Origin of the sequence: Desulfosporosinus sp. OT (genome assembly GCF_000224515.1) — a bacterium.
Lineage (GTDB): Bacteria > Bacillota > Desulfitobacteriia > Desulfitobacteriales > Desulfitobacteriaceae > Desulfosporosinus.
The window spans coordinates 112693-127953 of the sequence record NZ_AGAF01000148.1; the positions used below are offsets into that span (position 1 = coordinate 112693).

A 15261-nucleotide genomic window follows, 5' to 3' on the forward strand; every position below is an offset into this window, starting at 1 on the left:
GCTGTAATTTCTGCTAATTACGATATGCTAAAAAAGCGTAATACCCACGCATCATCATGACCAAATCTGCGACTGAAGAGATTTCCCACGGGGCATGCATGCTTAGAATTCCTACCCCACAATCCAATACTTCCATTCCGTAAATTGCCATATACTGAGCTATTGTACCACCGCCGCCCTGGTCAACTTTTCCTAATTCAGCAGTTTGCCAAACAATTTTTGCCTCATCAAAAATTCTGCGAACCTCTGCAATGAATTCCGGGTTCGCGTCACTCGACCCTGATTTACCTCGAGAACCAGTGTATTTGCTAATAACCATACCTCGACCCAGGAAAGCCGAATTCCGTTTGTCCATAACCTCTGTATAATTAGGGTCATATCCACCGGTGACATCTGCCGAAAGCGCTTTTGCTCGGGCCATTGCACGTCGAACCATCAATCCATCATATGTACCACTTTGCAAGGTAATAAGTTCCGCAACGAAGTTCTCCAAGTAACGAGCTTTCATGCCTGTATTGGAGTCACTGCCAATCTCCTCTTTATCTGCAAATAGAACCATCGTTGTCCACTCCGGCTGCTCTATAGCTTCAATTGCTTTCCAGGCAGCAAATGAACAGACTCGGTCATCTTGCCCATACCCCGCGATAAAACTTCGGTCTAAACCTGAATAGCGTGCTTTTCCTGCTGGGACGACCTCTAATTCTGCACTGACGAAGTCTTCTTCCTCAATACCATATTTCTCCTTCAAAATGTAGAGGATAGCGGACTTAACCCGTTCTTCTCCCTCCCCATTAAAAGGATCATGTCCAAGCAATAAGTTTAATCCTTCTCCTGTAATGGCTTCACTTAATTTCTTGTCATTTTGATCCTTCGCTAAATGAGGAAGTAAGTCGGTAATAGTGAAAATCGGGTCTTCTTCATCTTCTCCGACCACAATACTAACCTTTTGACCATCCCTCAAAATGATCACTCCATGAAGGGCAAGCGGCAGAGCTGTCCATTGGTATTTCTTAATCCCTCCATAATAATGAGTTTTAAAAAAAGCCAGGCCTTCTTCTTCATAAAGGGGGCGCTGTTTAATATCTAACCGAGGAGCATCAATATGAGCCGCAACAATTCGAAAACCCTCGCTTAAAGGACGAAGACCTGCAATTGCCAATATGCCCGCTTTTCCTTGAACTTCCAGTCGGACCTTTTGACCTGACTTAAAATCCTTCACCTCGTCAAGCGATATAAAACCTGACTTCTTAGCCCATCTCTCTAGGATCTGCCATGATTCCCGTTCTGTTTTTCCTTCACTGAGAAAAGCTAAGTATTCTGTCATCGCTTGACGTTCCTTCTCAGAAATCTTTAGTTCATCCCATGCCAACTTCACTATTTTTGAACTCATATAATCACCTTTCCAACCTTAAGCAATTTTTATATTTAGCTTAAGTTTTCTTCTTCTCTGGTTGATTTATACAATTGGCGCCTCACACTATCCCTTGGCTGGACTGTTTATACTTTCTCCCTGACTAGGGCATCTTAAAACCAAACTCCCTTGCCAAGTGAAAGCGGTTCAAGCAGTTTTTGACTGAGTTGCGCAGAAAACGCCTGATCCAGGGTCTGAAAGATCCCTGTTAAATAAGGATAAAAGTTCGAGTTCTGAATTAGGTCATTAATGCCTCCACCTACTCCCATTTTCAAGAGCGGGGAAGACAACCCTGCAACGACGGCTAGGCAAATAAGGGCACTCAATCCCCCAAATATGAGACCTCCTCCTCGATTAAAAGCCCCACCCCAAATACCAAAAAGACGAAGAAGAATAGAGACCAACAAGTGAATCAAAATCACCACTATAAAAAAAACGCAACCAAAGGCAATAAGGCTTAGAGCACGCTCAGTAAGCGCCTCCGCTAAGCGATGGGTCACTTGCTCAATAGCTTGGGGCATCTGTACATTAGGGAGGTTTAACGAGGCGAAAATATTACGCCATTCTGACGGCAGGGCCCCTAAAATATTCCCTAAAGCCTGTTGTTGTAGACTACTGGCTTTAGACTGAACAATGGGAAGGATTGCTTGATAAATCACGGGTTCCAACCATTTTTGCAGCGGAAAATGTTGCTCTGCCCACTGAAGAGCAGCCATATACTCCCATGATGCTACCACAAAACCTACAATACTACTCAAGAAATTAATAACGCTAGTTATAAGGCCTCTTTGATAACCATGTAAGGCTCCAAACAGAACAAACCCCATAATAAGCACATCAATAAGATTCATGTACTCCCCCCTACCTTATAAAAGCTAATTTAAAATTATCTTAGCGCAACAAAACTAAACAATAATATTTCACTAATCCATTAATATTCGGTCTAACTGTCCAAAATCCTGCAGGATAAAACAACCCTCATCAGGGAAATCAAAAAGACAGCTGCTCGCTGCCTCATATTGATATTCGGTATTTGATTTTCGAACTGCGAAGCTCGGACTATAAAAATCACAACTATAGCATTCGATAAGCGAAGTTCGAACCGCGAAACACGATTATGGCGGGGATGCGTGAGAATCGAACACACCTCGGAACGTTCTGCGTCCCGACACGCGGATTTGAAGTCCGGGAGCAGCACCAGCTACTATCCATCCCCATTCTGTCGACAATAATATAACACATTCAAAGTTATTAGTAAATCTAATAAATGTCAAACAATTGTGCATAATGCTTAAGTTCAACAAGAAAAAGGTATATATTCCCATTAATGTGTGCACAATAATTATGTAACCACATTTATCTTAAGATCAGATTTTTAATTAAGCGCTGTGTTGAACGCAAGTGGGTCGAAATCTTACAAAGAAAGGAGTTTTATTATGGATCGGAGCGATATATTGTTTTCTAGTTTATCAAGCAGCCAGATCGAAGACATTAAGGCGTTAGAAACTAAATTTAATACATCTCCTACCACTGGCCAAGAGACCATCTTAATTGCTTATACTAAACCCGAACAAAAATAGTGAACTGCACCCACAACAAACTAATACTTCTTATAGTGCAGACAGCTTCCATTAAGTTGTTGTTCAACCTGAATTTTCATTTCTTCTTCTTGCATTGTAAGCTTCATCAACTGGTATTTAGCTTGAACTATCCCTTTTACACACTCAAGTGTGAGGTCTGTCAAATGCGTACAGCCCTGTTCTAAGCCAACAGCTGCTTGAATCTGCTTTCTGACATTACAATTCAGGTTAACCCCCACAAGTTCTTTAATTCGCTCTTGGGCGTATACACAATCCTTGTGGGGAGCACGACGAAGTTGACCATCGGCTGATGTAATCGTATAACTGTCGAGGTCAGCTTCGAGGGTTATACAGAGTTCGTGTTGGCTATCTAAAAAAACTCCGTTTACTGCTACAATTTTATTGGATACTAAACTGACATTTATAGAAATTGAACGGTTAAAAAGAAACATTGACCCATCTCCTCATTTGTCTATATGATATTTTAATTTTCTATATATTATATCGCCTTTTAGGAATAAAGAAAGTTACTGGATGACCATTACTCATTCAGTAACTTTCTTTTATTGTTTATTAGGAAGTAATTACTTAATTCACCAGTTTACTATTTATTCGTTATCTTAGATTCAGTTCAGCTGTTATTAGCTCGTTCAGAAAACCTTTTACTGTTGTGGTCAACTAAGCGTGCCTCCAAAACCGGCCCGAATGCTAAATCATTCTCTTATTTGATACCCTTTTTCCTTTAATGACGCTTTAACTTCGGATACTTGTTCACCCTGTAAGCGCGCCAAGATTTGGACTTGATTATCCCTTAGATGGTAGACCGCAAAACTCGCAATATTAACATCAAACTGCTTGATCGTCACTGCAAGGTCCAACAGGACACCCGTTTCATCTTTTGTTTCTATCACCACTCGCTGGCCTGGACTGCGAAATCCCATAATATCCAGAAAAGCATCTAAGATATCAGTTGCCGTAATGATACCAACCAGTTTGCCTTGGTCAAGAACAGGCAATCCACTAATTCTGTGTTCCCGCATTAACAAGGCAGCATCCTCAATCTGGGTATCGGGTTGACAAGTCATTACCTTCTTTACAGCAACCTCTCGGATAGGAGTTTTGGCGATGAGATAATTAAGTTCAAAAATACTTAACGTCGTCGCAGGAGAAGGAGAGACCTCTCGGAGATCCCCATCTGTCACAAAACCCACGAGTTTACCCTTATCCATAACCGGCAACTTATTGATCTTCTTTTCTCGCATGAGGACCATCGTATCTGCGATCGATTCATCTGGGCTCACTGTAAAAACCTGAGATGTCATAAATTGGCGAACATACATATTGTTTTGCCCCCTTCTCCTTTAACTTGTTTCTAACATTACTCTGGTCTGCGACCTCTAGCTTTTTATCCCCGGTCTGCGGACCTCTTGCCCTTTTGTCCCCGGTCTGCGGACCTCTTGCCCTTTTAGGGGCGGGACCTTAGGGGCGGGATCTTATCCCCCAAGATAGGCCTTACGGATTTCTTCACTTGCTGCTAATTGTTTGGAATCTCCTGAAAGTACAATCTTTCCTGTCTCAAGCACATAGGCTCGATTAGCAATAGAGAGGGCCATATGAGCATTCTGCTCTACAAGCAAAACTGTCGTACCACCCTCATTGATTTCTTTGATAATCGAAAAAATCTGTTTGACCAAGATAGGTGCCAAACCCATTGAAGGCTCATCTAGAAGGAGAAGTTGAGGTTTAGACATTAGGGCTCTCCCCATGGCCAACATTTGTTGTTCTCCACCGGACAAAGTACCGGAAATTTGAGTATTACGTTCTAAAAGACGGGGAAATAAACCATAAACGCGTTGCATGTCTTGCTTGACTCCTGCTTTGTCCTTGCGTAAATAGGCTCCAAGTTCCAAGTTTTCGATTACAGTCATATTAGCAAACACATGCCGCCCTTCAGGAACCTGCGATATCCCTTTGGACACGATTAATTGCGGAGCAATACTTGCCAAATTCTCACCGTTAAACGTAATCTTACCCGTTTTTGGGCGTAATAATCCAGAAATTGTCTTAAGACTTGTGCTTTTCCCTGCACCATTTGAGCCAATAAGAGTGACAATTTCCCCTTGGTTTACCTCGAAGGAGATCCCTTTTAAGGCATGAATTGCACCGTAGTATACGTTAACATCTTCTAGTACAAGCATCAGACAACCTCCTCCCCTAAATAAGCTTCAATTACTTTAGGATTGCTCTTGATTTCGTCTGGTGCACCTTGTGCTATGATCATTCCATAATCCAAAACATAGATTCGTTCACAGACACCCATCACTAAGGACATGTCATGTTCGATTAAGAGAATCGTTAGCTTGAACTCCTCTCTAATCCAACGAATAAGATTCATCAAGTCGTGTGTTTCTTGAGGATTCATACCAGCAGCCGGCTCATCCAGCAACAAAAGTTTTGGTTCCGTTCCTAGAGCACGGGCAATTTCTAAACGACGTTGTTCCCCATATGGGAGATTTTTTGCAGTCTCTTCTGCTTTATCATCAAGATTAAAGATCTTTAATAAATTCATAGCTTTATGCTGCATTTCCTCTTCCCCTAAATAATACTTTGGAAGGCGAAGAAGTGCGCTTGCTAAGCTGTAAGATGACCGTTGATGATATGCGATTTTGACATTTTCTATGACACTCAAATCACTAAACAAACGAATATTTTGAAATGTTCGCGCCATCCCCCTATGAGTAACTTGGTAGGGTTTAAGCCCACTCACTTCTTTGTCCTGAAATGTTATTTTACCTTCAGTTTTATCATAAACTCCCGTAAGTAAATTAAATACGGTAGTTTTACCAGCTCCATTTGGCCCAATCAGACCAATCAGTTCACCTTCATTAATTTCAATATTTAAATTCGAAACCGCTTTTAAACCACCAAAAGACTTAGAGAGATTATCAATTTTTAGAAGTGGCATTTTTATCACCCTTCTTTCCCAAGAAACTTAAGCTGAATTCTTTCGTTCCCAATATCCCAGTGGGTCTAAAGAGCATCATCGCGATCAATAAAACAGCTGTAATTACCAAACGCCATTCTGGAACACTGGCTAAAAGCGCTGAAGCCAAGGTCATGACAATTGCACCTACAATACCACCAGTCATACTCCCAAGGCCACCAAGCACAACCATAACTAAAATATCAAAGGACTTTAAAAAGGAGAATGTCATAGGTTGAATGATATACATATAATTGGCGTAAATTCCGCCAGCTAACCCGGCAAAAAAGGCACCCATTGTAAATGCAATCACTTTGTATTTTGTTGTATTCACTCCCATGGATTCTGCGGCAATCTCATTTTCGCGGATAGATATACACGCTCTACCATGCGTTGAGGAAACAAAATTTTTCATCAGAATTACACTTAATACCATCAAAACAAAAGCCCACGTCCATGTAATTTTACTCGATAGGGTGAACCCTGCTGCCCCACCGACATACTCTGTATTCAAAAACACAATTCGTACAATTTCTCCAAATCCCAACGTTGCAATAGCCAGATAATCTCCGTTAAGACGCAATGTAGGTAATCCAACCACCAGACCAGCTAACGCAGCGGCAATTGCTCCCGCCAGAAGTCCTAATAATAAGGGGCCATGATGAATAGCCGTAACAATCGCGGAAATATAAGCGCCCACGGCCATAAAACCTGCATGACCAATGGAAAATTGTCCTGTAATACCATTAATTAAATTCAGACTGGTAGATAGAATAATATAAATACATATGAGTATTAATGTTAATTTATAAAACGGAGGCATAATATCAAACACGATCAATCCTTGGATAACTGCATATAACAGTACAATACCCAAAAGAGCTACTAAATTTTGGCGGTTAAACAAGTTGCGCATTTTTCTCACCTACACTTTCTCACGTACATTTTTACCAAAAAGACCACTTGGTTTAACTATAAGCACGAGAATCAAGATAAGAAAGGCAACAGCATCCCGCCAAGTTGAAGCTCCTAAGCCGCTCACAATCGATTCGATCAAACCTAACATCAAACCTCCAACCATAGCTCCAGGTATAATTCCAATTCCCCCTAATACTGCCGCAACAAACGCCTTCAAACCTGGAATAATTCCCATTAACGGGTCGATGGTATTAAAGTAGACACCCATCAATACTCCAGCAGCTGCTGCAAGAGCTGAACCAATAGCAAAGGTGAATGATATTATATTATTTGTATTTATTCCCATCAGTAGGGCAGCATCTTTGTCGAAGGATACTGCACGCATTGCTTTACCCATTTTGGTGTATTGTACGGTTATATGCAAGAGTACCATAAGTATAGTTGAGGTCAGAAGCATTACTATATCTCCATATTTGAAGATAACACCATGAAATGAATACATCGTTTCTGGAAAGACCGGGGGATAAGTACGCACTTGGGCCGTTACCAGTAACATACCCCCATACTCTAAAAATAGCGATACTCCGATCGCGGTAATTAAAGCTGCAATACGAGAAGCATTTCGCAAAGGTTTATAAGCAATCCGTTCGATTACAACACCTAACAAAGCACAAGCGACCATCGCAAAAAGCAAAGCCGGTAGAAATGACAAATGTAAGACTGTTATGGCATACCAACCAGCATAAGCTCCCACCATCATAATGTCTCCATGCGCGAAATTGATCAGCTTAATTATACCGTAGACCATCGTATAACCCAAGGCAATGAGCGCATAGATACTTCCCAAGGACAATCCATTGACAATTTGTTGAAATATTTGTTGTGTAATACTACTTCCCATAAACTCACTCCCTATTCTGCTAAACCTTTCCAATAGAAGAGAGAGGGTGATTCTGTCCCCGCCCTCTCTCTGTTCAGGATGACCGTTATACCAACTATATATGCCTAAAAGAACTTTTTATTTATCACTGAGGAGCAACGCGTGTCAGGAACGTTGGTTTGCCGTCTTTATTTGCTTTAATTACGGCGCTCTTCTGTGGATTATGGGTTTTAGGATCAATTGTGATTTCTCCGCCCACACCTTTGAACCCTTTCATCGTCTCTAAGGCAGTACGTAATTTTTCTGGGTCAGTGCTTTGAGCATTTTCAATAGCTTTAATCAAAAGATTTGCTGCATCATAACCCAAGGCGCCCATAGCATTCGGAACGCTATTGAATTTGGCTTTATAGTCGCTAACAAACGTGGCCATCGCAGGATCATCTGTTGCCACATGATCGCAATAGAAGGTATTGTTCATCGCTTCATTTCCACCGATATTGAAAAGTTGTGGGTCATCCCAGCCATCTCCGCCCATAAATGGCATCTTCATACCTAACTCGCGAGCTTGCTTAACAATGAGACCCACTTCTTGATAATAACCTGGTAACCATACCATATCCGGATTTTTAGCTTTTATACGGGTTAAGATCGGTCGAAAATCCTTGTCACTTCCAGCAACATACTGCTCTGTTCCAAGAATTTGACCATTGCCTTTTGTAAAATTAGTTATAAAGGCTTCAGCTAACCCTTTAGAATAATCACTTTTTTGATCGATAATTACAGCTGCAGTTTTAGCCTTTAAATTTGTCAGAGCGAAGTTAGCTCCAACTTGGCCTTGGAACGGGTCAATAAAGCACGCTCTAAAAATCCAGGGGCGTACTTCTCCATTAGCTGGATCTACTGTTAACTTTGCATTTGTACCACTTGGAGATATCATAGGTATCTTATTATCTGTCACGACAGGTACCGCTGCCAGTGTAACAGAACTTGTCATTGATCCAATAACTGCAACGACTTTATCCTGAGTGACTAGCTTTGTAACCGCAGAAGTTGATTCCCCAGCATCTGACTTATTGTCTGCTGCAACTAGTTCTAGTTTTCTGCCTAAGACTCCGCCCTTAGCATTTTGCTGCTCGAATGCTAAATTAATGGAATTCTGAGCCGCTTGACCAAACATTGCTGTTCCACCGCTTAATTCTAAATTACCACCCACTTTAATGGGTGTACTCGAATCACTCGATCCACTATTTGTTGTTCCACACCCGGCAACCAGTGAAGCACTTAATAAAGCGATCATACCAAGGGTAAAGCCTTTACGAAATAGTCTCATTCTTTCTCCTCCTTCTTTATAGGGAAATAAAGATTCTATTGTTCTCTTTCTACACTTCTGCTTTCTACCTTCTGCTTTCACCCTCCTATCTTTTATTAAAAGCCCCAGTCAACGCTAAATCTTCGTGACTGGGGCTTCATTGCCTTGTCGAGGAGTATTCAAGACTTAGACTCTAAGTTTGAATGCTATGCTAAGGATATTTTAGCTTTTGTACATGATTAAGTCAATTAAAATTCTGTTATAACATAACATTTCGTCTGAAAAGTTCGAATTATGGATTAACATGTGTAAGCAGGGTCTTTTTGCCATCAACTAATTTAATAATAACCGCACTCTTCACAGGATTATGTGTTTTTGGATCAACCGTGATGACTCCAGTAACCCCTTGAAAATCCTTGGTGTTTTCTAAGGCTGATCTGAGTTTTTCAGGATCCGTACTGCCTGAGGTTTGGATTGCTGCAATAAGCATTTCAGCTGCATCATAACCCAATGCTGCTAAAGCATCTGGTTCTGCATTATATTTTGCTTTATAGGCATCTGCGAAAGGTTTTGTAGCTGGATCTTCCGCCCACATATGGTTAACATAATACGTGTTATTTAGATTCGCGGGACCAGCTAACTCTGGTAATTTCGCAGAATCCCAGCCATCTCCTCCAACAAAGGGAACTGTTATTCCTAATTCTCGAGCTTGCTTGACAATCAGTCCCACTTCATTGTAATAGCCAGGGACAAATACGACATCAGGATTACTAGCTTTGATTCTGGTCAAGGTAGATTTGAAATCCTTATCTCCGCCAACATAATTCTCGGTATCGGTAATGGTTCCTCCAGCACCTGAAAGGACTTTACTAAACTCCGCAGCTAAACCTTTTGAGTAATCATCTTTTTGATCGATAAATACTGCCGCCTTATTTATCTTGAGCGTGTTCATTACGAAATTCGCAGCAACCTTTCCTTGGAAAGGATCTAAAAAGCAGCTTCTGAAAACCCATGAATTCAGTGATCCATCTTTGTTAATTGTAACTTCTGCATTTGTTGCAGTTGGCGTAATCAACGGGATTTTATTGTCCGCAGAAACAGGCACAGCTGCCTTCGTATTTGAACTAGTTACTGCTCCTAGAACAGCTACAACTTTATCTTGAGTGATTAGCTTTGTTATGGCTGACGTGGACTCCCCTGCTTCTGATTTATTATCTGCTGTAATGAATTTGAGTTGTTTTCCCAGGACGCCACCTTTTTTATTTTGATCTTCAAAAGCTAGATTCACTGAATTTAAAACTGATTGACCATAAGTTGCTACGCCACCTGATAACTCAAGGTCGCCACCAATTTTTATTTCCTCAGAAGCGGCTGGTGCTGCTGAACTACCACAACCTGAGATCAAGCCTAACATTATAACTGCTATGCCTAACACGACTTTATTTCTTCTCATTTGTTTACCTCCATCACTAAAATGAATTCTATGTTGCAGTTAAAATAGAAACCTAAGAAATTACTAACGACACCTCCGCTTCACATATTAAGAATTTACCTTGGACAGAAGCAAAGCTTGATGCCAAAATAAACCCCGCTTAATAGTTATAATACAGAAATCGACACATTTATACTTAACAATGATTAATTCTATATCTGTTACACCATTGTGTCAATTAATAAATTCTGTGTCACTACATAGATTTTAGTACAAACGTCTTTTGTCACCAGAGCGCTTAGTTAGCCTCTGATTATCAAAAAATTCTAGTAGTGGAACTGCATATTTTCTTGAAGTACCCCACGTTTCACGCGCATCTGCGACACCTATTTCACCATGTTCCTTTAGAAACTCCGTTAAGAGTTTTTGGGCCTTAGCTAGCTCTTTTTGGCTATAATAAAATTGATCTATATGTACCCATTCTCCAGTTTCGCACAAATACTGAGCATACTCTGGCGCTTCAGATTTAGGAATTGCACATTCTTCTGCTGTCATTGCCAAGTCAGGCGGCATAAGAGCAACATTTTGCCATTTAACACGTAATGCTTCTAACCGTTTCAAAATATTCGCAGGAATTTCTGCTCCTTCGTTTGTTTGGACTTTACTTCCTGATATATTATAGAAGCCTCGAATAGACCCTTGTTCTAGTATTGTCTGCCAACGTCGATGTGTCCACGATATTCCTAAACGAGTTTTTAGTTCCTCTCGGCTAATTCCTCTGCGCAGAGGATTTACTTTTTCATAAGACTTGACGGTGTCTATCAATTTTGACCGCCAAAGTTCTGCCGTCGCTTTTCCCCAGTAGAGCTTTGTTTCATCTTCCATCCAAATTTCCATTCGTCCCAATTGCTCTAGTGATATCAAACTTTCCTCCAGTTCTTCTGAACTGACATGCAGGCGTGCAGCTAAATCCTTATCCGTTCGAGGTTCAATCATTTCTTTTTCCAATAGATCAAGGGGGTCGCCTTGGTCTTTCATCTTCATCTGTGCAAGAACATTTTCTTTAAACCGTTTCCTCTTAAACTCTGCCACACCTAGAACTTTTCCACCTGCGATTGTATGGGCAGGGGAATAGAACCGAAGTACAAAACGATCTCCTGGTACTGCAACAACAGGCTCTTCCAAAAGTATCTGGGCAAATCCCTCTTGTCCAGGCACCAGTTCTTCCTGTTCCAAAAGATGAATGCGGCCGAGGATCTCTGTGGTTCCAAGGTGAAAACGAACTCTTTGTCTTTGGATAATAGGTTTATTAGAAGAGAATAGGTTTAAAACCTTCAAGTCTAAGATTTTTCCGACCTTAAACGCATTTGGCATAACAAGTACTGAACCTCGCTCAACTTCAGCAACATCCACCCCAGTTAGATTTATGGCTACTCGTTGTCCAGCCTCTGCAGAATTCACTTTGTTTTTATGAACTTGTAGGGAGCGAACCTTAGTAATAATATGAGTTGGCTCAATCGCCAGCTCCTGACCCAGTTTCACCGTCCCACTGTGAAGCGTCCCAGTAACAACGGTGCCGAATCCCTGAATACTGAAGACCCGATCAAGTGGCATGCGAATAGGTCCTGTCGCTTTTTTTCCCTCAACCTCCGAAAGCAGTCCATCAATGACTTGACGTAAGTTGAGAATCCCTTCACTTGTCAGTGCTGAAACTCGACAAATGGGTGCTTTTTGAAATGCCGTATCATTAAGTTCCTCGCGTATCTCTTCTTCTATCAGTTCAAGCCACTCTTCGTCCACAAGGTCAACTTTATTAATAACAACAATTCCTCGCGGTATACCTAGTAATGTCAAGATGTCCAGATGCTCCTGAGTCTGTGGCATAATCCCTTCATCTGCGGCAATGACGAGTAATACTACATCCATTCCGCTTGCTCCTGCCAACATTTGGCGGACAAACCGTTCATGCCCAGGAACATCTACAATTCCAACTTGTCGACCACTGGGCATTGTCATATGAGCAAATCCCAGCTCAATAGAGATTCCCCGTTGCTTCTCTTCTTTTAAACGGTCCGTTTCCATACCTGAAAGAGCATGAATTAGTTGCGTTTTCCCATGATCAACATGTCCTGCTGTACCTACTAAATAGTGTCGTTCACCCATTTTTCTTCCCCTTATTACGTGATTTTGGCCAAAATCTGTCTAGATAATCTTTGCAGGTAGGTTTCTCTTTGTAATTAATAACCCTTCTGTACTCTAAGTATTCATTCGCTGGTTTATTTTGGCCTCTTCTCAAGGTAGTTTATCTGTTTCCGTTTCTATCGATTTCATATTCTGCTATTACTACTTTAGATTCTTCCCATAAATTTTCATGACAATTTATCTCCAGCCTACCAGTCATTTGAAAACTTCGACAATCAAAGTAAATATCCTTTATGTTCTACGCCAAAAGTATAAAATTGTCGGTAAGAAGACAAGTCCTAAATAGCCAAACAAAGGATATACGAACTGTACAATTTGGGAGAATCTTACCCCTGCTATTGGTAACAACAAGAGCAATATTAAGAGTGTGGCATTTCCATAACTCAATTTATTTGTTTGTACCACTCTACTGACAAGACTAAAGCCATTTCCGATCGCTGCTGTGATCATAGTCAACCATAATACGACTACGTAGAAAAAGGCTGGCCAATCTCCTAACTTACCCGCAACCGCAATCATTGGTATTTCTAGCCCTAGTACCTCTGGAAACCTGAGTAATGCAGACCCTATAAAGAAAGCAAATATTCCAAGCGATACACCGCCAAGAACTGCGCCTATGCGTGCTCCTGGCCGTTGGACATCACGGCCAAGTGAAGCGAACACTACCATTGCTAGAGTGAAATTAAACGATACATATAATATAGCTGAGAGAGCCCAATGTTGAACAATTGGGTTAGGCAACACAACAATGCCTTCACCATCTCCAGAAGCTGCAAAAAATACAGCCGCAGTTGCGATACCTAAGCAAATGATAAATTTCAATGGGATTAGGACAGAATTAATCCATAAAACTCCCTCTCCGCGAAACCATAAAGCTAAAGCTATTACAGTTCCGGTCAATATAATACCTAACCACCTGGTGAATCCGAAGTATTCGTAAAAGAGTGCCCCACTGCCCGAAATCATCGCCAGCATTCCTAGGAATAAGAGTATACTTACTAGTCCATCGGCCCATCGACCCCACCTATTCCCTAATAGACGTTTAAAAAACTCTGGATAGGATGTTATCTTCCAGCGCGCCTGCAAATCCAACATACTCCAACCCATTAGTGCAAACAATACTGCACTGACAATAATTCCGACTAAACCCCAACGACCAAAGCGAGAAAAAAATTGCTGTATTTCTTGACCTGATGCAAATCCCGCCCCCATAACAGCACCTACGTAAGTTGCGGCAACTTGTAATGTTGTTTTCCAATTCATAACACTTCCCTCCTCGCCATCATCCTTATGGCTAGAAAAGGAATCTCATGCATAAAAAGGTCAGGAATTGGGAAATATTTATATATATATTATTGAACTGGAATTTACTAAGCGTTTGTATGTTCACAGGTATTCAAGTTTTTAAATCTTAGGGGGTAACTCGTGAGTCTGTTTTCTTTATGGACTGAACCTCAAAAAATAAAAGCCCACGTTGATGACTATTCCGCCAAGGCGAAATTAGAAACGCGACTTTCTGATCTCTTCGTATCAACTCGTAAGCGCCCCGCAGTTATTCTTTGCATTGGAACTGATCGATCTACGGGAGACGCCTTAGGTCCTTTAATAGGAACACATCTTTCACGCCTTAAACTACCTCAGCTTCATGTCTACGGTACACTCGATGAACCTGTACATGCCACTAATCTGGGACAAAACATTGAATTCATCAAGCAATCCTTCGTGAATCCTTTTATTATTGCAATTGATGCTTGCCTCGGACGTATGGATTCTATAGGGTGTATCATACTAGCTAATGGACCTTTGAAACCAGGCGCTGGTGTCCATAAACAGCTTCCTGAAGTCGGAGAAGCTCATTTGACCGGAATCGTAAATGTCGGTGGTTTTATGGAATACATGGTATTGCAAAACACCCGCCTTAATCTGGTGTGGCGGATGTCCGAAAATATTAGTTCTCTCATAACGCATTCATATTTAAAAATGCGTTATGAGAAATAAGTTGTTATATTTTCTCTCCTTGCATTGCTTTCCTAATAACTTCAACTTCTTCATCGGTCAATAAATACGAAGACTGCCCTCTAGTAATGGGTTTAGCGTATACTCTTGATTCTTCACGGCTATGAATAGCACTGAGCACAACTCCACTTCCCTCTTGATTCAAAAGCGCAAAGGCAAAACTTAAATCGCTCCCTACGTTTTCAAAGGCTCTAAATCGCAGCAATTCTGCACGATCAACGGCCGCGCGCAATTTCGCTTCGATCTTTGCAAGCCGAATTTCACAAGTCTTTATTTCCTGATTTTGTTCACCCAGCGTCTCTATATATTTCTGAAGCATTGGTTCAAGTTCGTACCCTGACATGAATGTTTGTAATGTCACGTAAGAAGCTTCAAAGCGTTTCATTCGGCGAAAAAGCAATATTACTATAAGAATAAAAATTAATATAAGTATCGATAAAGCACTGATACCCCACCACATAATAGGCATAATGCTTCCTAGACTTGTCAACGCTTTTGCCTCCTTTTTCAACTAACTCAGATACGTTCAC

General features: G+C 41.1%; 15 protein-coding genes and 1 tRNA gene. 2 read left to right on the top strand and 14 right to left on the bottom strand.

Annotated features, from left to right (window positions below; all coding sequences use genetic code 11):
- Positions 1-13: 13 nt before the first annotated feature.
- From DOT_RS13720 to DOT_RS30485, 3 genes are all read right to left on the bottom strand, one after another.
- The gene (locus DOT_RS13720; RefSeq protein WP_009619686.1) at positions 14-1390 is read right to left on the bottom strand and encodes an aminopeptidase; all 1377 of its coding nucleotides are present in this window, start codon (positions 1388-1390) and stop codon (positions 14-16) included.
- A 134-nt stretch (positions 1391-1524) separates the two neighbouring features.
- The gene (locus DOT_RS13725) at positions 1525-2262 is read right to left on the bottom strand and encodes a CvpA family protein (protein WP_009619688.1); all 738 of its coding nucleotides are present in this window, start codon (positions 2260-2262) and stop codon (positions 1525-1527) included.
- A gap of 267 nt (positions 2263-2529) precedes the next feature.
- A tRNA-Sec gene (locus DOT_RS30485) sits at positions 2530-2627 on the bottom strand.
- Positions 2628-2847: 220 nt separating this feature from the next.
- Between DOT_RS30485 and DOT_RS31070 the strand changes: the two genes are divergently transcribed.
- Positions 2848-2991 (top strand): hypothetical protein, encoded by a 144-nt coding sequence (locus DOT_RS31070; RefSeq protein WP_009619689.1) that lies wholly within the window; start codon positions 2848-2850, stop codon positions 2989-2991.
- Positions 2992-3011: 20 nt separating this feature from the next.
- Here DOT_RS31070 and DOT_RS13730 read toward each other — a convergent pair whose 3' ends face one another.
- The 10 genes from DOT_RS13730 to DOT_RS13775 form a co-directional block, all read right to left on the bottom strand.
- Complete coding sequence (locus DOT_RS13730; RefSeq protein WP_009619692.1) at positions 3012-3443, bottom strand: DUF2889 domain-containing protein; 432 nt, start codon at positions 3441-3443, stop codon at positions 3012-3014.
- Positions 3444-3704: 261 nt separating this feature from the next.
- Positions 3705-4331, bottom strand: coding sequence for a CBS and ACT domain-containing protein (locus DOT_RS13735; RefSeq protein ID WP_009619694.1), 627 nt, complete (start codon positions 4329-4331; stop codon positions 3705-3707).
- Between the two features lie 153 nt (positions 4332-4484).
- On the bottom strand, positions 4485-5189 hold the full coding sequence (locus DOT_RS13740) for an ABC transporter ATP-binding protein (protein WP_009619696.1): 705 nt from the start codon (positions 5187-5189) through the stop codon (positions 4485-4487).
- On the bottom strand, positions 5189-5956 hold the full coding sequence (locus tag DOT_RS13745) for an ABC transporter ATP-binding protein (protein WP_009619698.1): 768 nt from the start codon (positions 5954-5956) through the stop codon (positions 5189-5191). Before DOT_RS13745 ends, DOT_RS13740 begins: the two co-directional genes overlap by 1 nt.
- Positions 5937-6890, bottom strand: a complete 954-nt coding sequence (locus DOT_RS13750; RefSeq protein WP_009619700.1) for a branched-chain amino acid ABC transporter permease — start codon at positions 6888-6890, stop codon at positions 5937-5939. Before DOT_RS13750 ends, DOT_RS13745 begins: the two co-directional genes overlap by 20 nt.
- A gap of 9 nt (positions 6891-6899) precedes the next feature.
- Positions 6900-7793, bottom strand: coding sequence for a branched-chain amino acid ABC transporter permease (locus tag DOT_RS13755; protein ID WP_009619708.1), 894 nt, complete (start codon positions 7791-7793; stop codon positions 6900-6902).
- Between the two features lie 124 nt (positions 7794-7917).
- The gene (locus DOT_RS13760) at positions 7918-9102 is read right to left on the bottom strand and encodes an ABC transporter substrate-binding protein (RefSeq protein WP_009619710.1); all 1185 of its coding nucleotides are present in this window, start codon (positions 9100-9102) and stop codon (positions 7918-7920) included.
- 271 nt (positions 9103-9373) lie between these two features.
- Entirely contained in the window at positions 9374-10534 is a 1161-nt protein-coding gene (locus DOT_RS13765) for an ABC transporter substrate-binding protein (RefSeq protein WP_040412190.1), read from the bottom strand.
- A gap of 246 nt (positions 10535-10780) precedes the next feature.
- On the bottom strand, positions 10781-12676 hold the full coding sequence (gene selB, locus DOT_RS13770; protein ID WP_009619713.1) for a selenocysteine-specific translation elongation factor: 1896 nt from the start codon (positions 12674-12676) through the stop codon (positions 10781-10783).
- Between the two features lie 270 nt (positions 12677-12946).
- On the bottom strand, positions 12947-13978 hold the full coding sequence (locus tag DOT_RS13775; protein WP_009619715.1) for a membrane protein: 1032 nt from the start codon (positions 13976-13978) through the stop codon (positions 12947-12949).
- A 162-nt stretch (positions 13979-14140) separates the two neighbouring features.
- Between DOT_RS13775 and yyaC the strand changes: the two genes are divergently transcribed.
- Positions 14141-14713, top strand: a complete 573-nt coding sequence (yyaC, locus tag DOT_RS13780) for a spore protease YyaC (protein WP_009619716.1) — start codon at positions 14141-14143, stop codon at positions 14711-14713.
- A 4-nt stretch (positions 14714-14717) separates the two neighbouring features.
- Here the strand turns inward: yyaC and DOT_RS13785 are convergent, their stop codons facing one another.
- Positions 14718-15221 (bottom strand): DUF4446 family protein, encoded by a 504-nt coding sequence (locus tag DOT_RS13785; protein ID WP_009619718.1) that lies wholly within the window; start codon positions 15219-15221, stop codon positions 14718-14720.
- Positions 15222-15261: the final 40 nt, after the last annotated feature.